Here is a 20,774-nt window from a genome sequence, read left to right as displayed (position 1 = left end):
CGCTCAGGTTCCGGGCGCCCCGGCCAGCCGCCTCAGAGCAGCGAGCGGACCTTCTCGGCCACCGCCTCCGCCGTGATGCCGAACTTCTCGAACAGCACCTCGGCCGGGGCCGACGCGCCGAAGCTGTCCATGCCCACGAACCCGGCCTTCTTCGCCCGGCCGCGTTCTCCGTAAAGCCAGCGGTCCCAGCCCTGTTGCACGCCCGCCTCGACCGCCACGCGGACGATGTCGCCGCCGGGCAGGATGCGCTTGCGGTAGCCTTCGTCCTGTTCGGCGAACAACTCCCAGCAGGGCATCGAGACGACGCGGGTGCCGATACCCTCGGCCTCGAGCAGGTCGCGGGCCGCGAGCGCCACGTGAACTTCCGAACCGGTGGCCATCAGGATGGCTTTGCGGCTCGCCCCGGCCTCGGCCAGAACGTAGGCGCCGAGCGCGGTCATGTTGCGGCGCTTGTGCTCGGTCCGCAGCGTCGGCACGCCCTGGCGGGTCAGCGACAGGACCGACGGCGTCGAGGTGGATCGCAGCGCCAGTTCCCAGGCTTCCGCCGTCTCGACCGTGTCGCAGGGGCGGAAGACATAGGTATTGGGCGTGGCCCGGCTGATCGCGAGATGCTCGACCGGCTGGTGCGTCGGCCCGTCTTCGCCAAGGCCGATGCTGTCATGGGTCATGACGAAGACCGAGGGCACCTTCATCAGCGCGGCCAGCCGCATCGAGGGGCGGGCATAGTCGGTGAAGCACATGAACGTGCCGCCATAGGGGCGCACGCCGCCATGCAGCGCCATGCCGTTCATCGCCGCCGCCATGGCGTGTTCGCGGATGCCGTAATGGATATAGCGGCCCTTGCGGTTGCCGGTGTCGAACACGCTCATGTCGCCGGTGCGGGTGTTGTTGGAGCCCGACAGGTCGGCCGAGCCGCCGATGGTCTCGGGCATGATCGGGTTGATCACCTCGAGCACCATCTCGCTCGATTTGCGGGTGGCGACCTTGGGCGCCTCGGCGCTGATCTGCTGTTTCAGTGCCGTGATCCGGGCCGACAGCTTCTTCGGCGCCTCGCCGGCCATGATCCGCGCGAATTCCTTCTGGCGGCGCTCGGAGGTCTCGGACAACCGGGCGTTCCATGCGGCGTGCTCCTCGGCGCCGCGGCGGCCGATCTCTTCCCAGGCCGACTTGATGTCTGCAGGCACCTCGAACGGGCCACCTGTCCATCCATAGGCCTCTTTCGCGGCCTGGAGCTGACCCTCGTCGGTGAGCGCGCCGTGACCCTTCGAGGTGTCCTGCGCCGCGTGGCCTAGGGCGATATGGGTCTTGCAGGCGATCATCGTGGGGCGGCGGGATGTTTTCGCCTTGGTCAGCGCCGCGTCGATCTCGTCGGGGTCATGGCCGTCGATCTCGATCACCTGCCACCCGGCCGAGGCGAAGCGCTTGGGCTGGTCGGTGCGGTCGGCGAGGCCCACCTCGCCGTCGATGGTGATGTTGTTGTTGTCCCACAGCACGATCAGCTTGCCCAGCGCCTGGCGCCCCGCCAGCGTGATCGCCTCCTGGCTCACGCCCTCCATCAGGCAGCCATCGCCGGCGATGACATAGGTGTAATGATCGACCAGCTTGCGGCCGAAGCGGGCGCGCAGCGCCTCCTCGGCGATGGCGAAGCCCACGGAATTGGCGATGCCCTGGCCCAGCGGGCCGGTCGTGGTCTCGATCGCATCGTGCAGGAAGTTTTCCGGATGGCCGGCCGTGATCGCGCCCCATTGGCGGAAATTGCGGATCTGGTCGAGCGTCATCCCCTCGTAGCCGGTGAGATAGAGCAGCGAGTAGAGCAGCATCGAGCCGTGGCCCGCCGACAGGATGAACCGGTCGCGATCGGGCCAGTTGGGATCGGCCGCATCGAATTTCAGGTGTTTCTCGAACAGCACCGTCGCCACGTCGGCCATGCCCATCGGCATGCCGGAATGGCCGGAATTGGCCGCGTGCACGGCGTCGAGCGTCAGCGCGCGGATCGCCGCGGCCTTGTTCCAGTGGTCGGGATTGGCAGTGCGAAGGGCGGCGATATCCACGGGTCTGGCATCCTTGATATGAAAACCGGTTGACGGCTGAATACCAGCCACGGGCCAAAGTTCAAGCGTACTTGGCCGGGCGATTTTGAGGGGGCGAACTTTTCCCTGCGATTTTGTAGAGTTGGCTGAGAACGTTCGGCCGCCGATTCGCGGCAGGACCAAGAAAAGCAGATGAAGGACTGGGGATATGAGCCAGATAGAGGACCTACAGGGCCGGATCGCCGCCGCGCTCGACCGGATCGGACAGGGGATCGACCGCATGGGAGAGGCCGGCGGCACGGAGGGCGCCGCCCCCGCCGCGACGGAGCCCGCCGAGATCGAGGCGCTCCGGCAGGAGCTTGAGGACGAGAAGGTGGCCAACGAACAGCTGCGCGAGCGCGTCAAGAAACTTCAGGTCCGCCGCCAGAGGCTGGAGGAAGAGCTTCAGTCGGCGCGGGACGATGTCGCCGGCAGCCTGAAGAAATTCGATGGCGAACTGCAGGGCCTGCGCGCCGCGAACGAGAAGCTGCGCGAGATCAACGGTCTCCTGCGCGAGGCCAACGGGGCCGGCGTCGGCGACGCGGAGCTGATCAACACGGCGATGGAGGTCGAGCTGGAAGGGCTGCGCGCGGTGCGTGCCGCCGACCGGGCCGAGACCACGATCATCTACACGGAGCTGAACGAGGCGGTCGAGAACCTGCGGGCCGCGAAACAGGCGGAGACATGAGCATGCCCGAGATCGAGATTGAAATCGGCGGCCGGACCTTCGAGGTCGCCTGCCAGGAGGGCGAAGAACACTACCTCAAGTTCGCCGCCAAGATGCTGGACGAGGAAGCCTCGGTCCTGGCCTCGCAGATCGGCCGTATCCCCGAGGCGCGGATGTTGCTGATGGCCGGGCTGATGCTGGCCGACAAGACCGCCGGGATGCAGGACAAGCTGCGCGAGGCCGAGGACAAGCTTCAGGAGAAGGAGGCCGAGCTCGACCAGTTGCGCAACGCCCAGCCCCAGCCGGAGCGGATCGAGGTGCCGGTGCTGCCCGATGACGTCATGGATGCGATGGCCGAGCTGGCCGCGCGCGCCGAGGCGCTGGCCGACCAGGTCGACAGCGGCGCCGGTGACCGGCAGGCGGAAGAGGAAAACGCCTGATCCGCCGTGCCGGCGGCGCGCGCGCTATTGCATGCGCAGCGCGCCGTCGATGCGGATCACCTCGCCGTTCAGGTAATCGCATTCCACGATGAAGCGGGCGAGGCTCGCGTATTCGTCCGGGTCGCCCAGCCGGCGCGGACAGGTGACGTCGGCGGCCAGCTGGTCCTGCACCTCCTGCGGCAGGCCCAGAAGCATCGGCGTCAGCATCAGGCCCGGCGCGATGGCCATGACCCGGATGCCTTCGCGCGCAAGGTCGCGCGCCATCGGCAGCGACAGTCCCACGACCCCGCCCTTCGACGCGGCATAGGCCGCCTGTCCCTTCTGCCCCTCGAAGGCGGCGACGGAGGCGGTGTTGATGATCACCCCCCGCAGGCCGTCGTCGCCGGGTTCGGCCTTCGCCATCTCGGCCGCGGCAAGCCGCGCGACGTTGAAACTGCCGACGAGGTTGATGTTGATCGTCTGCTGGAACGTGCCGAGATCGTGCGGCCCCTCCTTGCCCAGCGTCTTGGCCGCCGGCGCGATGCCGGCGCAGTTGACCGCGCAGGTGATCTTGCCCATCGCCTCGGACGCGGCTGCAATGGCGGCCTGGACCGAGGCCTCGTCGGTCACGTCGGTCTTGACGAAACCGGCGCCGATCTCGTTCGCCACGGCGGTGCCGCGCTCCTCGTCGCGGTCGAGCAGGGTCACCTGTGCGCCGCGCGCGCGGAAATGGCGGGCAGTGGCCTCGCCGAGGCCCGAGGCGCCCCCGGTGATGATGGCAGCGGTGTTTTCGATACGCATGGGCGGCTCTCCCGTCAGGAATTGAACATGCGTTCAGGTAGCCTTTGGGGCCGCCCCTGTCAAAGTGTCAGAAATTGCGCCGCACCCACGGGGCCGAGGCCATCAGCCAGACCACGGTGATCAGGATGCGGAAGATGTGGTGCAGGGTGACGAAGGCAGGGTTGGCCTGCAGGCTGAGCGCCACCAGCGACATCTCGGTCACGCCGCCGGGGGCGAAGCTGATCAGCAGCACGTCGATCGGTTCCGCCACGAAGGGCACGACCGCAAACGCGAAGACCAGCGCCAGCACCAGCATGCCGCCCACCGACAGGAGCGACAGCCCCGCGCCGCGCAGGATCAGCCCGCGCGACAGGCCGGTAAAGCGCATGCCCAACGCGCAGCCGACGATGATCTGGGCGATGTTCACCAGCCAGATGGGGATATCCACGTGGAAAAGTCCGGTGACCGACATGATCGCCGCCGCCGCCATCGGCCCGGTCAACTGCGCCGCCGGCAAGCGCAGCAGCTTGCCGCCGAAATATCCCGCCGCCCCGGCCAGCACGATATAGGGCAGGTCCGTCCATGGCACGTCATCGCGCGCCAGCGTCACGCCGCCCGAGCTGCCCACCGGCTCCCCCAGCCAGAGCGACAGGCCAACGGGCAGTGCGGTCACCACCACGATGACCCGCAGGAATTGCTGCAGTGTCAGGCGCGCCACGTCGCCCCCCGCCGCCTCGCCCAGGGCCAGCGATTCATACAGCCCGCCGGGCGTGCTGGAATAGAAGGCGGTGACCCGGTCATAGCCGCCGAGCCTGCGGAAGACCCAGAAATTGAAGGCAAGGCAGACGCCCACGAACAGCGTCAGCGCCGTGAAGGTGACTACGAATTCCGGGGCCGAGGCGAACAGCTCGGGTGTGACCTGCGCCCCGATCATCAGTCCGATCACGCCGATGAAGACCGTCCGAAGCCGGTGCGAGAAGCGATAGCCCTCGGGCAGGCGGTGCGGCAGGGCCGTGGCGATTGCCGCGCAGATCAGCAGCGGCCCGATCAGGAAGGGCAGCGGCAGCCCGAGGAGCGAAGCCCCCCAGCCGGTCAGCGCGCCAAGACAGATGAGGCCGAAGGTGACAAGGATGTTTGCCATGCCGCCTATGAACCACCGGAACGGGGGAGGTGCAAGCCGGTGCGGCCCGCGTCAGGGAATCCAGACCGGATCGTGCCGGGTCAGCCGGTCGAGCGCCTGCGCATGCAGCGCGGGCGAGGCGGCGGCAAGGATCGCCCCGTCGGAGGCAAGGGTGAGCGGCCGGTTCTGCCAATCCGTGATGACCCCGCCCGCCTGCGTGACGACCGGCACCAGCGCGCAGATGTCGTAGGCATCGAGGTCGGGGCCGTTGAGACAGAGGTCGACCTGCCCGCGGGCCAGCGCGCCATAGGCAAGGCACCCGCCGTCATGGACGGTCAGCCGCGCGGCCTCGGCGATGGCGTCCACCGGTTCGCGCATCTCCTCGGGGAAGGACGCGGGATTGGCGACGGCCACCACCGCCTGCGAAAGGGCGCGGGTGCCGCTGGCCGAGATAGCCACCCCGTTGAGCGTGGCGCCATGTCCCTCGGCCGCCGAATACCGCGCGCGGGCCAGCGGCTGGTCAATGATCCCGAGCACCGGCCGCCCGTCGTGGCAGAGCGCGATCAGCACGCCGAAATTCATCAGCCGCGCCGCGAATTGCCGCGTGCCGTCGATCGGGTCGACAACCCAGACGAACGCGCGGTCCATGCCGGTGGCGCCCTGTTCCTCGCCAAGGATGCCATGGTCCGGGTGCCGGTCCGCGATGATCTCGCGCAGGCGGGCCTCGACCTGCGTGTCGGCCTCGGTCACGGCAGTGCCGTCGGGCTTCAACCCGGTCTCGGAGGCGGCGAACCAGTGCGCGCGGGCGATCTCTCCCGCCGCGTCGGCCAGCAGATGCGCGGTCTCGAGCGCTTCTTCCAGGTCGGGCCCGCTCATTTCCACGCGAATTCCGGCTGATCGTAATGCGCCACGCGCGTGTCGAGCCCGCGCACCGCCACCTCGCGAAACTGGTAGAGCACGGCGGCGGTGGGGGCGTAAACGGTATGGCCGAGCGTCGGGAAGAAGGCCGACAGGACCGGGTGCTCGCTATGCGGTTTCAGGTCGAGCAGCGGGATATCGTCGCTGTCCAGTTCCGAGAGGGGCAGGGAATGCACCTGCGCCACCTCCGACGGGTCGGGCTGCATGGCGGAGGTATCAGCACACCAGAACACATGAGGGATCATCGCGAAGCCCGACCGGGTGGGATAATCGTCGAGCGTGCCGATCAGGTCGGCCTCGGTCAGGGTCAGGCCCAGCTCTTCCCGCGTTTCGCGGATGGCGGCCTGAAGCGGGGTTTCGCCTTCGTCCAGCCGGCCGCCAGGCAGGGCGTATTGCCCACTGTGCCGGTTGATGCGGGTGGGCCGCAGCGTGATCAGCACGCCGGCGTCGTGGCTGTCCTTTCGCGGGGCGACGAGGATGGCGACGGCGGCCAGCCGCAGTTCGCCGGTGCGGGCGCTGGCGGCGGTGAAGCGGGACAGCCGGGCCTCCATGTCGCGGCGAAGCGCCGGGGCGAAGGAATAGTCGGGCGCGGCTGGCTTATCGGTCATGGCGTGTCCCCCTTCGGTTTGCCGCAGTGGAGCAGGTCCGCCCGCCGGTGTCGAGGCGATAGGGCGGATCAGGTGAACCATGTGGGCCCGCCCGGCGCCTCGCCATGCTGAAGCCAGAGGTTGAGGGCAGGGCGGTCGCGGGTGGTCAGGGCATGGGGTTCCGACGGGCCGTGGATGACAGGCTGGCCGGGGATGGCGGGCGTGTCGGCGCCCGTGGTGGCCTGCCAGAACAGCGCACCGCTGTCGTTGACGGGAAGGTAGATTTCGCAGGCGAGATGGGCATGGGCCGGGTAGGCCGTGTGCGGGGCCAGCAGGTTGCACCCCAGCAGCGCGCCCTCGCTGCGGGCGATGACGGCATGGGCGAAGGCCTCCTTCAGCACCGGGTGATCCGGGTAATCGGCGGTCCAAGGCAGGTGATGGACGAGGGCGGCGAGGCGGCGGGCCGTGTCGGCCATTGGTCCGGTCTCGGGACAGTGAGCCACGGCCTCGGGCAGGTGCGCGCAGGCGGGGGCAGGGGCAAAACCCGCCGGCGTGACCTGCCAGTGCCCCGGGGCGAGCCGTTGCACGAGGTCGGGATGGCTGGCGCGCAACTGGCACAGCACCCGTGTCAGCAGGTCTGCGGGATCGGCCGGGTCAGTCATGACGGTCGCGCTCGGGCTGGAAGGGTGTCATCTGCGCCGCCATAGCTACGAACCCGCCGCGCCAAAACCCGCCGGTCTTCGCCCCCTCGGCGAGGCGGCGGCGTGTCCCGCAACGTGTTCCTTGGAGGGAAGTGGCGGACCGAGGAGGATTCGAACCCCCGACCCCCTGATTCGTAGTCAGGTACTCTATCCAGCTGAGCTATCGGTCCGTGGAGACGAGCATCTAGACGGTGCGGCAAGTCATTGCAAGGGGGTGCGGGACAAAATTGTCAGCCCGGTTTCGGGGCGTGGGGCAGGCGGATCTCGAACGTCGTGCCGGTCTCGTCGGTGCGCGCCAGCGTCAGGTCGCCGCCATGCCCGCGCACCAGTTCCTGCGCGATCGACAGGCCGAGCCCCGTGCCGCCCTTGGTGGCGCCGCCATGGAACGGCTGGAACAAGTGCTCGCGCGCCTTGGGGGGCAGGCCGGGGCCGGTATCGGTGACGGTGATGATGCAATCGTCGGACTCGTCATAGGCGGCGATGCCGATCTCGCCCTCGCGCCCGGTGCCGATGATCGCCTGCCGGGCATTGCGCACCAGGTTCGACAGCACCCGGTGCAACTGTTCGCCGTCGGCCCGCGCGGTGAGGCGCGAGGGCACGTCGGTGGAAAAGCTGATACCGGCCTCGCCCACGGCCAGCCGTTCGCTCTCGATGACGTCGTCGACGAGGTTGTCGAGGTTGATATCCTCGATCTGCGGCGCCGGCTCCTCGGCCCGGCCATAGGCCAGCGTCGCCTCGCAGAGCCGCACCGCGCGGGTGATCGAGTTCACCAGCTTCGGCGCCATGCGCTTGACCTGCGGATCCTCGCTCATCTCGATCCGGTCGGTGAAAAGCTGCGCCGAGGTCAGGATATTGCGCAGGTCGTGGCTGACCTTGGCCACCGCGCCGCCAAGCTGCGCCAGCCGCTCCCGCTGTTTCAGCGCGTGGGTGAGCTGGGTCTGCAGGGTCTTCAGCGCCTCCTCGGCCTCGCGCAGCTCGGTCACGCCGGCGGAGGGGGTGATCACCTGCCGCGCATCCTCGGGCGCGGCGGCGTAGGATTGCATGTGCCCCACCACCCGGCGGATCGGTTTGACCAGCAGCCCCCGCACCGCAAGGAACAGAAGCACCGCGGTGAAGACCGAGATCACCGCAGACAGAAGAAGAATGCGCAGGCCATAGTCGATCATCGCACTGCGCAGCGGCGCCGATTCCAGCGTCACCTCGATCAGCAGCCCGGCCATCTGCGCCGGCTCGCCGATCACCCGGATCACCCGCGGCGTCGGGTCGGCCAGTGCCGCCAGCGCGTCGCCGATCAGTTCCAACGGGGCGGGATTGCGGAAATCGTAGGTGGCGTGGATGGGCGAGGGGATGGGCGAGCTCAGCACCAGCTGCCGGGCCGCGTCGCGCCTCAGCACCACGTTGAAGACGCCCGCGTTGAGCAGCAGCTCCTCCTGCAGCTCGTCGGTGATGTCCTCGTTGGCCAGAAGCGCCAGCGAGGCGATCTGCGCCCGCTCCAGCCGGGACATCAGGAAATCCTCGCGGAACCGGGCGACGGAGGGCACGAAGATCAGCACCTCCGCCAGCATGACGAAGATCGCGGTCAGAACGAGGAAACGCCCGGAAAGAGTTTTGAAAAACCGCATATGCCGCCCGGATCAGGGGAGCCAGCGTTGCACCAGCCCCACGACTTTCTTCACCAAAGGATTATCAAACAGTCGCGGAGAGAAATAGGCCCCGGCGGCCGCTTTGTTGATCTCGCCCAACGTGGGGTAGGGCGCGACCATCCCCGCGATCTGGCTCATTTTCAGGTTGTTGGCAATGGCGAGCGCCCAGAGGCTGATCTGCTCGCCCGCCTGCGCGCCCACCATCGAGGCGCCGACGGGCCGGCCACGCACCACCATCACCTTGAGAAATCCGGTGGTCCGGCGCTCGGCGATGGCGCGGTCGTTGCCGGCATAGTCGATGCGGATGACCTCGAGATTGCCGCCATGGGTCTCTCGCGCCTGCGCCTCGGTCAGGCCGACCTGCGCCAGTTCCGGATCGGTATAGGTAACGTGCGGGATATGGGCCGATTTCGTCTTCGCGGGCAGGCCCAGCACGGCCGAGCGGATAACGATGCCCGCGTGATAGCTGGCCACGTGGGTGAATTGCAGCCCCCCCGCCACGTCGCCGATGGCATAGGCGCGGCGGTTGGTGGTCCGGAGGCCGCTGTCGGTCTTGATGCCACGCTTGGTGGTCTCGATCCCGGCCTTGTCGAGGGCGAGCCGGTCGATATTGGGTTTGCGCCCCACGGCGACAAGCAGGTGCGTGCCGGTGAAGCGGCGCCCGTTCCCGGTCGTCACCTCGATGGCGCCGGCCGTGCCGCCGATCTCCGACGCTTGCGCGCCCTCGGCAATCTCGACGCCTTCCTCGCGCAGCCGGTCGAGCACGATGGCCGCAAGCTCCGGGTCGTCCTGACCCAGGGCCTTCGCGCCCTCGATCACCGTGACCTTGCAACCCAGCCGCACATGCGCCTGCGCCATTTCCACCCCGATAGGCCCGCCGCCGATGATCAGCAGGTGATCAGGTTTTTCCCGCCGGTCGAAGAGGGTCTCGTTGGTGTCATACGGCACGCTGTCGAGACCCGGGATCGGCGGCACGAGCGGCGAGGAGCCGGTGGCGATGACGATTCGGCGGGGCTTGATGATTGTGTCGCCGGCCTTCACCTCCCTGGGCGAGATGAATTCGCCGTACTCCCGGATGACCGTGACGCCAAGTGTCTCGAACCGCTCCTGGCTGTCATGCGGCTCGATCGTGGCGATGGCTTGGGCCACATGCTCCATCGCGGCGGCGTAATCGACCTGCGGCGTGACACTCGCCACGCCGAAAGGCGCGGAATGGGCCTGGCCGTGCGCCGCCTTTGCACTGGCGATCAACGCCTTTGACGGGACGCAGCCGAAATTCAGGCAGTCGCCACCCATCCGGTGTCCTTCCAACAGCACCACCGAGGCGCCCATCTGCACTGCGCCCGAGGCCACCGACAACCCGCCGGAGCCGGCGCCGATGACAAGGATATCAGGGGTAAGGCGCTCGGGTTCAGCCATCTTTCCGGCCTTTCAGCTGCTTGATGAGAATGGGCAGCGCCGCCAGGACGCAAAGCCCCAGGATCGGCCCGATCACCTGCGGTTCCCACAGAAGCGACAGGTCGGGGCTTTCGCCACGGTCGAACACCTCGCCCAGCCCCACGCCGATCCAGGTGAAGACCAGCGCCCCGGGAATAATGCCCAGCACGGTGGTCAGCGCGAAATTCACGAAGCGCACGCCGACAAGGGCGGGCAGGAGGTTCGCCACGAAGAATGGCACCACCGGGACAAGCCGCATGAGGAACAGTACGCTGACCTCGTTCTCGTTGAGCCCCGCCTTGATCTTCTTCAACGTGCCCTCGGAGGTTTCGATCCTCTCGGCCAGCACCCGGCCCAGCCCCCAGCGGGCGGCCAGGAAGATGGCAATGGCCCCGAGCGAAGCGGCGATCACGTTGAAGAGCGTGCCAAGCGCCAGCCCGAACAGGAACCCGCCGGTGACCGAGGCCACCGCGGCACCGGGCAGGGAAAACGCGACGATCACCACGTAGATACCGATGAAGGCCAGCGCCAGCCCTGTGAAATTTGCGTCGCGGAAAGCGATCAGCGTCTCGCGATGGGCGCGCAGTGTCTCGAAACTCAGCAGGTCGCCGAGGGTGAAGAAACCGATGATGGCCGCCGTCACGATGACGGCAAGCGGTATATGCCGTGCCAGGGGGTGTCTGCCCCCGTGTCTCGCCTGGTCCATGTCCTCGTCCGGTTCTATGGCCGTAACCCTTTGTTCCTGTCCTAGATGCGCCATGCCGCGCGCCGGGGAAAGAGGCCTCACGCGGCGGTGATGAGGGGTGAGGCGAATGCGGCCCCGGACAGGGTAAAAGACGGAGATTCCCGGGTTTTGTAACAGAAGAACCGGGGCCTGCGCGGTTTTTGTTGCAAAACCGCGCGGGCGGGTTTGACTTGGGCCCGCCGCGCGATTATAGACCGGGCTTCGAAGCATTCCCCGGGCTGCGCCGATTCCGGCAGACGGCCCCGCAAGACCGGAGACCGGAGCGATGAAACGCACCTTTCAACCCTCGAACCTGGTTCGCAAGCGCCGGCACGGCTTCCGTGCGCGCATGGCCACCAAGGCGGGCCGCAAGATCCTGAACGCGCGCCGCGCCCGTGGCCGCAAGTCGCTGAGCGCGTAAGCCTCGGACTTCAAGGTTCTACCATGATTACGGCACCGCCGGAGGCCCCCGTCGACAAAGCGGGGAATACGCCCCCGGCGGTGTCTCTTTGCGTCCAGCGCCTGCGCAAGCGGCCGGATTTCCTGGCGCTCAACCGCGCGCAGCGGCAGGGCACCGGCTCGATGCTGGTGCAGGGGCGTGACCGGGGCGATGGCGACGCGACGGTGCGCGTGGGCTTCACGTGTTCCAAGAAGGTCGGCAATGCCGTGGCCCGCAACCGCGCCAAGCGCCGCCTGCGCGAGGTGGCAAGGCTGCTTCTGCCCGAGCATGGTCGCGCGGGCTGGGATTACGCCCTGATCGGCCGGCCCGAGGTGACGGCGGCGCGCGATTTCCAGGACCTGCAGCGCGATTTCCTCTACGCCCTGCGCAAGCTGCACGGCGCATGAGCCCGCTGGCCCATATCCTCTCGTTGCCGGTCAAGGCGTACCGGCTGGTGTTTTCCCCTTGGGTGGGCTGGCATTGCCGGTATCAACCGACCTGCAGCGCCTATGCGCTTGAGGCGTTGGAGCGGCACGGCGCGCTGAAAGGCGGCTGGCTGGCGCTGCGCCGGATCGCGCGGTGCAACCCGTGGGGCAAGTGCGGCCATGACCCGGTGCCGGAGCGAAAGACCCGAATTCTTTAAAAGAACTCGGACCGTTTTCTTTTAAAGAAAACGGCATGTTGCGCAACGCAGCTAATGTATCGCCGCCGGAAAATTCCAATTTTCCGACCCGTATTCGAAGAAAACGCCCTCACCCCGCCCGCTGCGCGTGAAACACGAACCCCAGCAGGTTCAGCAGCACCTGCGCCGCCAGGATCGACGTGCCGCCCGTCGGGTCGTAATCCGGCGCCACCTCCACAAGGTCGATGCCCACCACCTCGTGGTTCCGCGCCACAAGCTGCAGGATCTCCAGCACGTCGTAATAGAGGAACCCGCCATGGCTGGGCGTGCCGGTGCCCGGCGCGATCGAGGGGCAGAAGGCGTCGATGTCTAGCGTGATGTAGACCCGCGCGCCCTCCGGAATGCGCGCCGCCGTGGCCTCCGCCCCCAGCTTGCGCACCTGCCGCACCGACAGGATGTCCGAGCCCATGGCGCGCGCGTCGTCATAGCCTTCCTTGGCGGTGGAGCTGACATTGCGGATGCCGATCTGGGTGAGCCCCGTCACGTAGGGCTTCTCCGCCGCCCGGCGCATCGGGTTGCCATGGCCGAACCGCACGCCGTGGCGCTCGTCGACGAAATCGAGATGGGCGTCGATCTGCAGGATGTGAATGTCGCCCTGGTCGTCGAAGGCGTTGATGCAGGGGATATTCACCGAATGGTCCCCGCCGATCACCACCGGCAGGGCGCCCGCCTTCAGGATCGCCCGCACGCCCGCCTCGATATTGGCGTGGCTCTTCACCGTGTCGGTATGCACGATATCGGCGTCGCCCAGGTCGACGATCTTCACGTCGCCCGGAAGATAGGTCACGTCATCCTCGTGATCGTAGGCCCCGGCATGGCCGAAGCTGAACAGCGTCGAGGCCTCGCGCACCCCGCGCGGCCCGAACCGCGCGCCCGCCCGCCACTGGGTGCCGAAATCGAACGGCGCGCCGAGGATCGCGGCATCCGCCTCGATCGCCGCCCAGTCGGCCACGTAAGGCCGCTTGCCGAAGGTGGAGATTCCCACGAAGGGCAGGTCGAGCCGCCCCGCCTCGTAGCCGTGTTTCGTCATGCCGCATCCTCCCGTCCCGCAACGCTCGGCGCCACGGTGGCCGGATTTCCCGCGCCCGGCAAGGGGCCAGACCCGGCGCCGCCTGCAACCCCGCCATGCCCCCACGCCAACGAATTGGCCTTTCACCCGCCCCCGATCCATGTAATAGGGAAGCGCCAAACGATCCCTGCCATGGAGACCCCCAATGGAGATTCGTGAGGCGCTGACCTTCGATGACGTTCTGCTCGTACCCGCCAAGTCGAGCGTGCTGCCCAACACCGCCGACACGCGGACGCGCGTCACCAGGTCGATCAATCTCAACATCCCGCTTCTGAGCTCGGCCATGGACACGGTGACCGAATCGCGCATGGCGATCACCATGGCCCAGGCCGGCGGCATCGGGGTGATCCACCGCAACCTGACCGTCGAGGAACAATCGCGCGAGGTGCGCCGGGTGAAGCGCTTCGAATCCGGCATCGTCTACAACCCGGTGACGCTGACCCCGAACCAGACGCTGGCCGACGCCAAGGCCCTGACCGAGCGCTACGGCTTCACCGGCTTCCCGGTGGTCGACGAGAAACGCCGCGTCGTAGGCATCGTCACCAACCGCGACATGCGCTTCGCCACCTCCGACGAGACGCCGGTACACGTGATGATGACCTCGAACGATCTCGCCATCCTGCGCGAGCCGGCCGACCGGGAAGAGGCCAAGAACCTGATGCGCGCCCGCCGGATCGAGAAGCTGCTGGTCACCGACAAGGATGGCAAGCTGACCGGCCTCCTGACGCTCAAGGACACCGAACAGGCCGTGCTGAACCCCACCGCCTGCAAGGATGACCTCGGCCGCCTGCGCTGTGCCGCGGCCTCGACCGTGGGCGATGCGGGCTTCGAACGCTCGGCGGCGCTGGTCGATGCCGGGGTCGACATGATCGTGATCGACACCGCGCACGGCCATTCCGAGGGCGTCGCCAAGGCGGTCGAGCGGGCCAAGGGCCTGTCGAACGAGGTGCAGATCGTCGCCGGCAACGTGGCGACGGGCGAGGCCACGCGCGCCCTGATCGGCGCCGGGGCCGATGCCATCAAGGTGGGCATCGGGCCGGGCAGCATCTGCACCACGCGGATGGTCGCGGGCGTGGGCGTGCCCCAGCTGACCGCCATCATGGATTGCGTCGAGGCTGCCGACGGCACGCCGATCATCGCCGATGGCGGCATCAAGTTCTCGGGCGATTTCGCCAAGGCCATCGCCGCCGGCGCCTCCTGCGCCATGGTGGGCTCGATGCTGGCGGGCACCGATGAAAGCCCGGGCGAGGTGATCCTCTACCAGGGCCGCACCTTCAAGGCCTATCGCGGCATGGGCAGCCTCGGCGCCATGGCCCGCGGCAGCGCCGACCGCTACTTCCAGAAGGACGCCGCCAGCGACAAGCTGGTCCCCGAGGGGATCGAGGGGCAGGTGCCCTACAAGGGCACTGCGAATGCCGTCGTTCACCAGCTCGTCGGCGGGCTGCGCGCGGCGATGGGCTATACCGGCTGCGCCACGGTCGAGGAGATGCGCAACAATTGCACCTTCGTCCGCATCACCGGCGCGGGGCTGAAGGAAAGCCATGTGCACGACGTCCAGATCACCCGCGAGAGCCCGAATTATCGCATCGGGTAATCAAGGGGTTAGCTGGCGAAGCTAAGCCTGGTTCGCGCCAGGCTGAGCCTGAAACCGACCTGTCCGATCGCGCCCTCCGGGGCGCGATTTTTTGTCGGACGCCACGCGAACAGCATCGCGCCACGCCGCCGAAGCCACGAGAACCGGCGCCCGGGGCACCGGGTTTCACCACATCGTCATCATCAGGGAATAAATGGCGGAGAGACAGGGATTCGAACCCTGGGACCCCGTGAAGGGTCAACGGTTTTCGAGACCGCCCCGTTCGACCACTCCGGCACCTCTCCGCGGGGGTCTGGAGGCTGCGTTTAATCGCCTTTCCAGCGAGGGACAAGGGGGTTTTGCATTGTTTGCCGCCAGAATTTGCCTAGATTCAAACCTGAGCAATTCGGCCGAAGGAGTGCCCCCTTGTCGCAACGGTCCCTGATCCAAGCCCCGTTCATCGCCATACTCGCCGTCATCGCGCTGCTGGCCCCGCCGCAGGCCCGCGCCGCCGACCGTGCCAACCTCGAGGCGTTCCTCGAGGTCACCGGCTTCGACGTCGCGCTCGAATCGATCAAGCAGTCGGCCTCGGACGCGCCCGAGATGCTGGGCATGTCGCCCAATGATTTCGGCCATGACTGGGCCCGCGTCACGAAACAGGTCTTCGACACCGACACCATGCACGACATGGCCATCGAGATCCTGTCCGAAACCCTGAGCGACGAGCTTCTCGGCCATGCCGCGGGGTTTTACGCCTCGCCGCTCGGCCAGAAGCTGGTGCAGCTCGAAAACGCCGCCCACATGGCCGAGGACAGCGCCGCGCACCGCGCCGAAGGGGCCGAGCTTCTGGCCGAGGCGCGCGCCGCCGGCAACGGCCGCGCCGAGATGTTCGAACGGATGGCCGACGCCATCGACACCGAGGACCAGTCGGTGCGCGCCGTGCAGGAGATCATGGTGCGCTTCCTGATGGCCGCCTCCTATGCCGGGGTGCTGGATTACGAGATCGACGAGGGCGCCCTGCGCGCCGTCATCCGCAACCAGGAAGACGAGATGCGCGCCGACATGACCGAGGCCGGGCTCGCCAACGCCGCCTATACCTATCGCGACCTGACGCTCGAGGAGATCGAGACCTATACCGAGGCGCTGGAAGCCCCGCAAATGCAGGAGGTCTACGAGCTGATGAACGCCATCCAGTACGAGATCATGGCCAACCGCTTCGAGGTGCTGGCGGCCCGCATGGCCGAGATGCACCCCGGCGAGGAGCTGTGAGCATGGGGCCGATCCGTGCCGCCGCCGGGGCCCTTACCGCGGCCGTAATCTGGGCGATGCCCGCACAGTCCGAGGCCCGCGCCGACCTTGACGTGCTGCTTGAAGCGCTCCGGGTGGGCGACACCGTCGACATCATGCGGCAGGAAGGGCTGGCCTATGCCGAAAGCCTCGCTCAGGACATGATGCCCGAGGCCGACCCGTCCGGCTGGCAGGCCACGGTCGAACGCATCTACGACACCGGCAAGATGCGCCGCCTTGTCGAGGAACGCATGGCGCGCGGGCTGGAAGGCGTGGACCTTGCCCCGCTCAACGCCTTCTTCACCTCCGAGCTTGGCGCGGAAGTCATCGAGCTGGAACTGTCCGCGCGCGAGGCCTTCCTCGACCCCGAGGTCGAGGACGCCGCCAAGGAGCAATACGAGAAGCTCGCCCGCGAGGGCGCGCTGATCGTCGACCAGATCGACACGCTGGTCGCCGACAGCGACCTGATCGAGCATAACGTGATGGGCATCCTGAATTCCAACCTGATGCTCTATCGCGGGCTGGCCGATGGCGGGGCCTATGACATGTCGGAAGAGGACATGCTGCTCGACGTCTGGTCGCAGGAAGACGGCGTGCGCGAGGACAGCACGGCATGGATCGGGGCCTACCTGCTGACCGCCTACCAGCCGCTCGAGGATGACGAGGTGCAGGAATATATCGACCTGTGGCGCAGCGACGAGGGGCAGGCGCTCAACACCGCGCTCTTTGCCACCTTCGACCGGATGTACGAGGAACTGTCCTACCTCGTCGGCCAGGCCGTGGCCCAGCACATGCGCAGCCAGGAGCTGTAGGGTCAGCGGGCACCGGCCCGGGGGAGGGCGCGATGCAATACCATTTCGACGGCTTTACCCCCGGTGATCCGCGCGTCCGGCCCGAGGCCGATGGCGCGGGCGAACGCCCTTCCGACGTCGACGTGCTTATCGTCGGTTGCGGCCCCGCCGGGCTGACGCTCGCGGCCCAGCTTTCGGTCTTCCCCGACATCGTGACCCGCCTCGCCGAGCGCAAACCGGGTCCGCTGAAGATGGGGCAGGCCGACGGCATCGCCTGCCGCTCGATGGAGATGTTCCAGGCCTTCGGCTTCGCCACCCGCGTGATGGAGGAGGCCTACTGGGTCAACGAAACCGTGTTCTGGGCCCCGGGAGAGGGCGGGGCGGGCCTCATCCGCACCGACCGGATCGACGACGTGGCCGACGACCTGTCCGAGATGCCCCACACCATCCTCAGCCAGGCAAGGGTGCATGATTTCTACCTCGATATCATGCGCAAATCGCCCCGCCGGCTGACCCCCGATTACGGCCTTCACCTTAGGGGCCTCACGCGAACCGACGACCCGGACTACCCCGTCACCGCCACCTTCGAAGCCCCGGATAACGTCACCGAAACCATCCGCGCCAAATACTTGGTCGGCTGCGACGGCGCCCGCAGCGCGGTGCGCGCGTCGCTCGGGCTGACGCTCAAGGGCGATGCCGCGCGGCAGCTCTGGGGGGTGATGGATATCCTCGCCGTCACCGACTTCCCCGATATCCGCCTCAAGGCCGCGATCCGCTCGGCCCACAGCGGCAGCCTGCTGATCATCCCGCGCGAGGGCGGGGCGATGGTGCGCATGTACGTGGAACTCGACGAGCTGCACGAGACCGAACGCGCCGCCGACCGCAACGTCACCGCCGACATGCTGATCGACAAGGCGCAGGCGATCCTGTCGCCCTATACGCTCGATGTGCGCGACGTGGCCTGGTGCTCGGCCTACGAGATCGGCCAGCGGGTCTGCGACAGTTTCGACGACCTCGGCACCGGTGCGCGCGACGGGCACACCCCGCGCATCTTCATTGCCGGCGACGCCTGCCACACCCACAGCCCCAAGGCGGGGCAGGGGATGAACGTGTCGATGGCCGACACGTTCAACCTCGGCTGGAAGCTGGCGGCGGTGCTGCGCGGACAGGCCGTGCCCGACCTGCTGCATACCTATTCCGGCGAGCGCCGCGCCAAGGCGCAGGAACTGATCGAGTTCGACCGCGACATGGCCCGGCTCTTCAGTTCCCGCTCCTCCGACCCCGACGCCTCGGCCCGGTTCCAGCAGTATTTCCAGAAGCACGGCCGCTATACCGCCGGGGTCGAGGCGCGTTACGACCCCTCATTGATCGTGCAGGCCGGCCACCAGGCCCTCGCCACCGGCCTGCCCATCGGCATGCGGTTCCACTCCGCGCCCGTCATCCGGCTGGCCGACGCGAAACCCATGCAGCTTGGCCATGCCATGCTGGCCGACGGCCGCTGGCGGCTGGTGGCCTTTTCCCCGCGCGGCGACATGGGCATGCCGGGCGGCGCCATCGCCCGGATCTGCGAGGCGCTCGATACCGCGCCCGACAGCCCCCTGCGCCGCTATACGCCCGACGGTGCGGATATCGACTCGGTCATCGACCTGCGCGCCGTGTTCCAGCCCCATCACCGCGACATGGACCTCTCCGCGCTTCCCCGTCTCCTGGCCCCGCCCAGGGGCCGCTTCGGCCTCACCGATTACGAAAAGGCCTTCTGCCCCGACCTGAAAACCGGCCCCGACATCTTCGACCGGCGCGGCATCGACCGCGAGCGCGGCGCCCTGATCGTCCTCCGCCCCGACCAGTTCACCGCCGCCATCCTGCCGCTCGGGGACCATGCCGGCTTGACCGCCTTCTTCGCCCGCTTCATGATCCCGCAACACTGAATCATCCGGGGCGGAAACCCCGGATTTCCCCCTTGACTTTGCCCCCTCATCCCCCGATAAGCGCCCATCCCGGCAGGTCTGTGACCCGCGCGGGGTTGATGGAATTACGCCCACGACATGGGGCGCGCCGTCCGAGGCGGGGGAGAGACCCCCACGCAACACCCGGAACCGGGGGCCACAGGACGCGGAAGTTGAAAAGGAAGACGAACATGTTTGCGGTCCTCAAGACCGGTGGCAAGCAATACAAGGTCCAGTCGGGCGATATGCTCCGCGTGGAAAAGCTTGCAGCCGACGCCGGTGAAAAGGTGCAGTTCAACGAGATCCTGATGCTGGGCGGCGACACGCCCGTGATCGGGTCTCCGCTCGTCGATGGCGCGGCCGTTCAGGCCGAGGTCGTCGATCAGGTCAAGGGCGACAAGGTCATCCACTTCGTCAAGCGCCGCCGCAAGCACGGCTCGCAGCGCACGAAGGGCCACCGCCAGCAGCTGACCCTGCTGCGCGTGACCGAGATCCTCGAGAAGGGCGCGGACAAGTCGGGCATCAAGGCCGCCGTGGGCGCAGGTGCCCTGGCTGCCGGCATGGGCAAGGAACGCTATGCCGACAACGCGACCGACCAGGCCGAGATGGCCAAGCGCGTGAAGAACAAGGAAGCCGGCGAGAAGAGCGTCGCCAAGAAGGCTGACAAGAAAGCCGACAAGCCGGCCGAGAAAAAGGCCGAACCGAAGGCCGAGAAGAAAGCCGAGCCCAAGAAAGAGGCCCCGGCTGCCGCGGACGACCTCACCGCCATCACGGGCATCGGCCCGGCGGCGGCGAAGAAGCTGAACGAGGCCGGCATCACCACCTACGCCGAGCTGGCCAAGGTGGACGCGGACAATTTCGAGGCCGTCAAGGTCAAACCCGAATGGGTTGAACAAGCCAAGGAACTGGCTAAGTAACCCGGCGAGATAGGAGACAACGAGATGGCACACAAGAAAGCAGGCGGTTCATCACGTAACGGTCGCGATTCCGTCGGCCGCCGCCTTGGCGTGAAGAAATACGGCGGCGAAGCCGTCATTCCCGGCAACATCATCGTGCGTCAGCGCGGCAACAAGTTCTGGCCGGGCGACGGCGTGGGGCAGGGCAAGGATCACACCCTCTTCGCCACCGTCGAAGGCTCGGTGACGTTCCACAAGGGCCTCAAGGGCCGCACCTTCATTTCGGTCACGCCAGTGGCGGAGGCCGCAGAGTAAGCCGACCGAATAGGTGTAATGAGAACATCGGGGGATCGGCAAGGGCCGGTCCCCTTTCTCGTTCGAGGATTGCAGCCCACAGCCCGCCAATCCCCGGTTCGGGCCCGGCAACGGGCCCCGCGTTTGGGAGGAAAACGCAATGAAACTGGAGACGATCGACACCCAACCCACCATCGCGGCCGGCCGGTTCGACCTGCGTCCGCCGCGCGCCTCGGATGCGGGGCTTCTGGCGCATTACGCCGGCGACGAGCGCGTGGCGCGCAACACGTCGAGCATTCCGCACCCGCTGCCGCCCGGCACGGTCGAGGCATTCCTGACCCGCGTCACCGCCCCCGACCGGACCGAAACGGTCTGGGTCATTGACGGCTCGCGCGACGGCGGCTCGGAAGTGATGGGCGCCATCGGCATGAAGCGCGTCGACGAGGGCCAGTGCGAGATCGGCTACTGGGTGGCGCATGCCTTCTGGAACACCGGTGTCGCCTCCGAAGCGGTGGGCGCGCTTGTCGCCGCCAACCCTTGCCAATGCCGCACCATCTTCGCCTCGGTCTTCCAGGACAACCCGGTCTCCGCCCGCGTGGTCACCAACCACGGCTTCAGCTACCTGGGCGATGCCGAAACCTTCTCGGTGGCCCGAAACGCCAAGGTCCCCACCTGGACCTACAGCCGGAAAATGGATTGAGCCAAACCGGACCTTTGCCTAAAGGATGACAG

At 67.5% G+C, this 20,774-nt stretch carries 22 protein-coding genes and 2 tRNA genes; 12 read left to right on the top strand and 12 right to left on the bottom strand.

Annotated features, from left to right (window positions below; translation table 11 throughout):
• Positions 1–32: 32 nt before the first annotated feature.
• Positions 33–2,051, bottom strand: a complete 2,019-nt coding sequence (gene tkt, locus QUV18_RS14185) for a transketolase (RefSeq protein WP_300894635.1) — start codon at positions 2,049–2,051, stop codon at positions 33–35.
• Positions 2,052–2,238: 187 nt separating this feature from the next.
• On the opposite strand from tkt, the gene QUV18_RS14180 reads away from it, so the two are divergent.
• Positions 2,239–2,757: a hypothetical protein gene (locus QUV18_RS14180; RefSeq protein WP_300894634.1), complete on the top strand. Its 519-nt coding sequence runs from the start codon at positions 2,239–2,241 to the stop codon at positions 2,755–2,757.
• 2 nt (positions 2,758–2,759) lie between these two features.
• Complete coding sequence (locus QUV18_RS14175) at positions 2,760–3,176, top strand: cell division protein ZapA (RefSeq protein ID WP_300894761.1); 417 nt, start codon at positions 2,760–2,762, stop codon at positions 3,174–3,176.
• A 24-nt stretch (positions 3,177–3,200) separates the two neighbouring features.
• Here the strand turns inward: QUV18_RS14175 and QUV18_RS14170 are convergent, their stop codons facing one another.
• From QUV18_RS14170 to QUV18_RS14130, 9 genes are all read right to left on the bottom strand, one after another.
• Positions 3,201–3,956, bottom strand: a complete 756-nt coding sequence (locus QUV18_RS14170; protein ID WP_300894633.1) for an SDR family NAD(P)-dependent oxidoreductase — start codon at positions 3,954–3,956, stop codon at positions 3,201–3,203.
• A 67-nt stretch (positions 3,957–4,023) separates the two neighbouring features.
• Positions 4,024–5,076 (bottom strand): AbrB family transcriptional regulator, encoded by a 1,053-nt coding sequence (locus QUV18_RS14165; protein WP_300894632.1) that lies wholly within the window; start codon positions 5,074–5,076, stop codon positions 4,024–4,026.
• Positions 5,077–5,127: 51 nt separating this feature from the next.
• On the bottom strand, positions 5,128–5,931 hold the full coding sequence (locus QUV18_RS14160) for an inositol monophosphatase family protein (RefSeq protein ID WP_300894631.1): 804 nt from the start codon (positions 5,929–5,931) through the stop codon (positions 5,128–5,130).
• Positions 5,928–6,581 carry a CoA pyrophosphatase gene (locus QUV18_RS14155; RefSeq protein ID WP_300894629.1) on the bottom strand — a complete coding sequence of 218 codons (654 nt, stop codon included), beginning with the start codon at positions 6,579–6,581 and terminating at the stop codon, positions 5,928–5,930. Before QUV18_RS14155 ends, QUV18_RS14160 begins: the two co-directional genes overlap by 4 nt.
• Before the next feature lie 68 nt (positions 6,582–6,649).
• Positions 6,650–7,222, bottom strand: coding sequence for a dimethylsulfonioproprionate lyase family protein (locus tag QUV18_RS14150; protein ID WP_300894628.1), 573 nt, complete (start codon positions 7,220–7,222; stop codon positions 6,650–6,652).
• A gap of 132 nt (positions 7,223–7,354) precedes the next feature.
• Positions 7,355–7,431, bottom strand: a tRNA-Arg gene (locus tag QUV18_RS14145).
• A 60-nt stretch (positions 7,432–7,491) separates the two neighbouring features.
• Entirely contained in the window at positions 7,492–8,883 is a 1,392-nt protein-coding gene (locus tag QUV18_RS14140; RefSeq protein WP_300894627.1) for a HAMP domain-containing sensor histidine kinase, read from the bottom strand.
• Positions 8,884–8,895: 12 nt separating this feature from the next.
• A complete protein-coding gene (locus QUV18_RS14135; protein WP_300894626.1) occupies positions 8,896–10,323 on the bottom strand; it encodes an FAD-dependent oxidoreductase in 1,428 nt (475 codons plus the stop codon).
• A complete protein-coding gene (locus QUV18_RS14130; RefSeq protein ID WP_300894625.1) occupies positions 10,316–11,047 on the bottom strand; it encodes a VTT domain-containing protein in 732 nt (243 codons plus the stop codon). Before QUV18_RS14130 ends, QUV18_RS14135 begins: the two co-directional genes overlap by 8 nt.
• A gap of 304 nt (positions 11,048–11,351) precedes the next feature.
• On the opposite strand from QUV18_RS14130, the gene rpmH reads away from it, so the two are divergent.
• The 3 genes from rpmH to yidD are packed head-to-tail and all read left to right on the top strand — an operon-like array spanning position 11,352 to position 12,147.
• On the top strand, positions 11,352–11,486 hold the full coding sequence (gene rpmH / locus QUV18_RS14125; protein ID WP_012177012.1) for a 50S ribosomal protein L34: 135 nt from the start codon (positions 11,352–11,354) through the stop codon (positions 11,484–11,486).
• Between the two features lie 23 nt (positions 11,487–11,509).
• Entirely contained in the window at positions 11,510–11,911 is a 402-nt protein-coding gene (gene rnpA / locus QUV18_RS14120; RefSeq protein ID WP_300894624.1) for a ribonuclease P protein component, read from the top strand.
• Entirely contained in the window at positions 11,908–12,147 is a 240-nt protein-coding gene (gene yidD / locus QUV18_RS14115; protein ID WP_300894623.1) for a membrane protein insertion efficiency factor YidD, read from the top strand. The genes rnpA and yidD overlap by 4 nt, the downstream gene beginning before the upstream one ends.
• A gap of 109 nt (positions 12,148–12,256) precedes the next feature.
• Here the strand turns inward: yidD and speB are convergent, their stop codons facing one another.
• On the bottom strand, positions 12,257–13,216 hold the full coding sequence (gene speB / locus QUV18_RS14110) for an agmatinase (protein WP_300894621.1): 960 nt from the start codon (positions 13,214–13,216) through the stop codon (positions 12,257–12,259).
• Positions 13,217–13,400: 184 nt separating this feature from the next.
• On the opposite strand from speB, the gene guaB reads away from it, so the two are divergent.
• Entirely contained in the window at positions 13,401–14,849 is a 1,449-nt protein-coding gene (gene guaB / locus QUV18_RS14105) for an IMP dehydrogenase (protein WP_300894620.1), read from the top strand.
• 194 nt (positions 14,850–15,043) lie between these two features.
• Here guaB and QUV18_RS14100 read toward each other — a convergent pair.
• Positions 15,044–15,133, bottom strand: a tRNA-Ser gene (locus QUV18_RS14100).
• Between the two features lie 121 nt (positions 15,134–15,254).
• Here QUV18_RS14100 and QUV18_RS14095 point away from each other — a divergent pair.
• The 6 genes from QUV18_RS14095 to QUV18_RS14070 all read left to right on the top strand — a co-directional run bounded on the left by QUV18_RS14095 (position 15,255) and on the right by QUV18_RS14070 (position 20,742).
• The gene (locus QUV18_RS14095; RefSeq protein WP_300894619.1) at positions 15,255–16,097 is read left to right on the top strand and encodes a DUF2059 domain-containing protein; all 843 of its coding nucleotides are present in this window, start codon (positions 15,255–15,257) and stop codon (positions 16,095–16,097) included.
• A 2-nt stretch (positions 16,098–16,099) separates the two neighbouring features.
• Complete coding sequence (locus QUV18_RS14090) at positions 16,100–16,927, top strand: DUF2059 domain-containing protein (protein ID WP_300894618.1); 828 nt, start codon at positions 16,100–16,102, stop codon at positions 16,925–16,927.
• A 32-nt stretch (positions 16,928–16,959) separates the two neighbouring features.
• The gene (locus QUV18_RS14085) at positions 16,960–18,834 is read left to right on the top strand and encodes an FAD-dependent monooxygenase (RefSeq protein WP_300894617.1); all 1,875 of its coding nucleotides are present in this window, start codon (positions 16,960–16,962) and stop codon (positions 18,832–18,834) included.
• Between the two features lie 209 nt (positions 18,835–19,043).
• Positions 19,044–19,769 carry a 50S ribosomal protein L21 gene (rplU, locus tag QUV18_RS14080; protein WP_300894616.1) on the top strand — a complete coding sequence of 242 codons (726 nt, stop codon included), beginning with the start codon at positions 19,044–19,046 and terminating at the stop codon, positions 19,767–19,769.
• A 24-nt stretch (positions 19,770–19,793) separates the two neighbouring features.
• Positions 19,794–20,063: a 50S ribosomal protein L27 gene (rpmA, locus tag QUV18_RS14075; RefSeq protein WP_300894615.1), complete on the top strand. Its 270-nt coding sequence runs from the start codon at positions 19,794–19,796 to the stop codon at positions 20,061–20,063.
• A gap of 139 nt (positions 20,064–20,202) precedes the next feature.
• Positions 20,203–20,742, top strand: coding sequence for a GNAT family N-acetyltransferase (locus tag QUV18_RS14070; protein WP_300894614.1), 540 nt, complete (start codon positions 20,203–20,205; stop codon positions 20,740–20,742).
• The last annotated feature ends 32 nt before the right edge of the window (positions 20,743–20,774 follow it).

This window comes from Roseovarius sp. (genome assembly GCF_030373445.1).
Lineage (GTDB): Bacteria > Pseudomonadota > Alphaproteobacteria > Rhodobacterales > Rhodobacteraceae > Roseovarius.
Note: the sequence above shows the minus strand (reverse complement) of the source record. Positions and strands in the feature narration are given on the sequence as shown.

Excerpts from the sequence above, each read along its gene's own strand:
- QUV18_RS14180 (WP_300894634.1), top strand. The coding sequence starts at position 2,239 with ATGAGCCAGATAGAGGACCTACAGGGCCGGATCGCCGCCGCGCTCGAC.
- QUV18_RS14175 (WP_300894761.1), top strand. The coding sequence starts at position 2,760 with ATGCCCGAGATCGAGATTGAAATCGGCGGCCGGACCTTCGAGGTCGCC.
- QUV18_RS14170 (WP_300894633.1), bottom strand. The coding sequence starts at position 3,956 with ATGCGTATCGAAAACACCGCTGCCATCATCACCGGGGGCGCCTCGGGC.
- QUV18_RS14165 (WP_300894632.1), bottom strand. The coding sequence starts at position 5,076 with ATGGCAAACATCCTTGTCACCTTCGGCCTCATCTGTCTTGGCGCGCTG.
- QUV18_RS14160 (WP_300894631.1), bottom strand. The coding sequence starts at position 5,931 with ATGAGCGGGCCCGACCTGGAAGAAGCGCTCGAGACCGCGCATCTGCTG.
- QUV18_RS14155 (WP_300894629.1), bottom strand. The coding sequence starts at position 6,581 with ATGACCGATAAGCCAGCCGCGCCCGACTATTCCTTCGCCCCGGCGCTT.
- QUV18_RS14150 (WP_300894628.1), bottom strand. The coding sequence starts at position 7,222 with ATGACTGACCCGGCCGATCCCGCAGACCTGCTGACACGGGTGCTGTGC.
- QUV18_RS14140 (WP_300894627.1), bottom strand. The coding sequence starts at position 8,883 with ATGCGGTTTTTCAAAACTCTTTCCGGGCGTTTCCTCGTTCTGACCGCG.
- QUV18_RS14135 (WP_300894626.1), bottom strand. The coding sequence starts at position 10,323 with ATGGCTGAACCCGAGCGCCTTACCCCTGATATCCTTGTCATCGGCGCC.
- QUV18_RS14130 (WP_300894625.1), bottom strand. The coding sequence starts at position 11,047 with ATGGACCAGGCGAGACACGGGGGCAGACACCCCCTGGCACGGCATATA.
- rpmH (WP_012177012.1), top strand. The coding sequence starts at position 11,352 with ATGAAACGCACCTTTCAACCCTCGAACCTGGTTCGCAAGCGCCGGCAC.
- rnpA (WP_300894624.1), top strand. The coding sequence starts at position 11,510 with ATGATTACGGCACCGCCGGAGGCCCCCGTCGACAAAGCGGGGAATACG.
- yidD (WP_300894623.1), top strand. The coding sequence starts at position 11,908 with ATGAGCCCGCTGGCCCATATCCTCTCGTTGCCGGTCAAGGCGTACCGG.
- speB (WP_300894621.1), bottom strand. The coding sequence starts at position 13,216 with ATGACGAAACACGGCTACGAGGCGGGGCGGCTCGACCTGCCCTTCGTG.
- guaB (WP_300894620.1), top strand. The coding sequence starts at position 13,401 with ATGGAGATTCGTGAGGCGCTGACCTTCGATGACGTTCTGCTCGTACCC.
- QUV18_RS14090 (WP_300894618.1), top strand. The coding sequence starts at position 16,100 with ATGGGGCCGATCCGTGCCGCCGCCGGGGCCCTTACCGCGGCCGTAATC.
- QUV18_RS14085 (WP_300894617.1), top strand. The coding sequence starts at position 16,960 with ATGCAATACCATTTCGACGGCTTTACCCCCGGTGATCCGCGCGTCCGG.
- rplU (WP_300894616.1), top strand. The coding sequence starts at position 19,044 with ATGTTTGCGGTCCTCAAGACCGGTGGCAAGCAATACAAGGTCCAGTCG.
- rpmA (WP_300894615.1), top strand. The coding sequence starts at position 19,794 with ATGGCACACAAGAAAGCAGGCGGTTCATCACGTAACGGTCGCGATTCC.
- QUV18_RS14070 (WP_300894614.1), top strand. The coding sequence starts at position 20,203 with ATGAAACTGGAGACGATCGACACCCAACCCACCATCGCGGCCGGCCGG.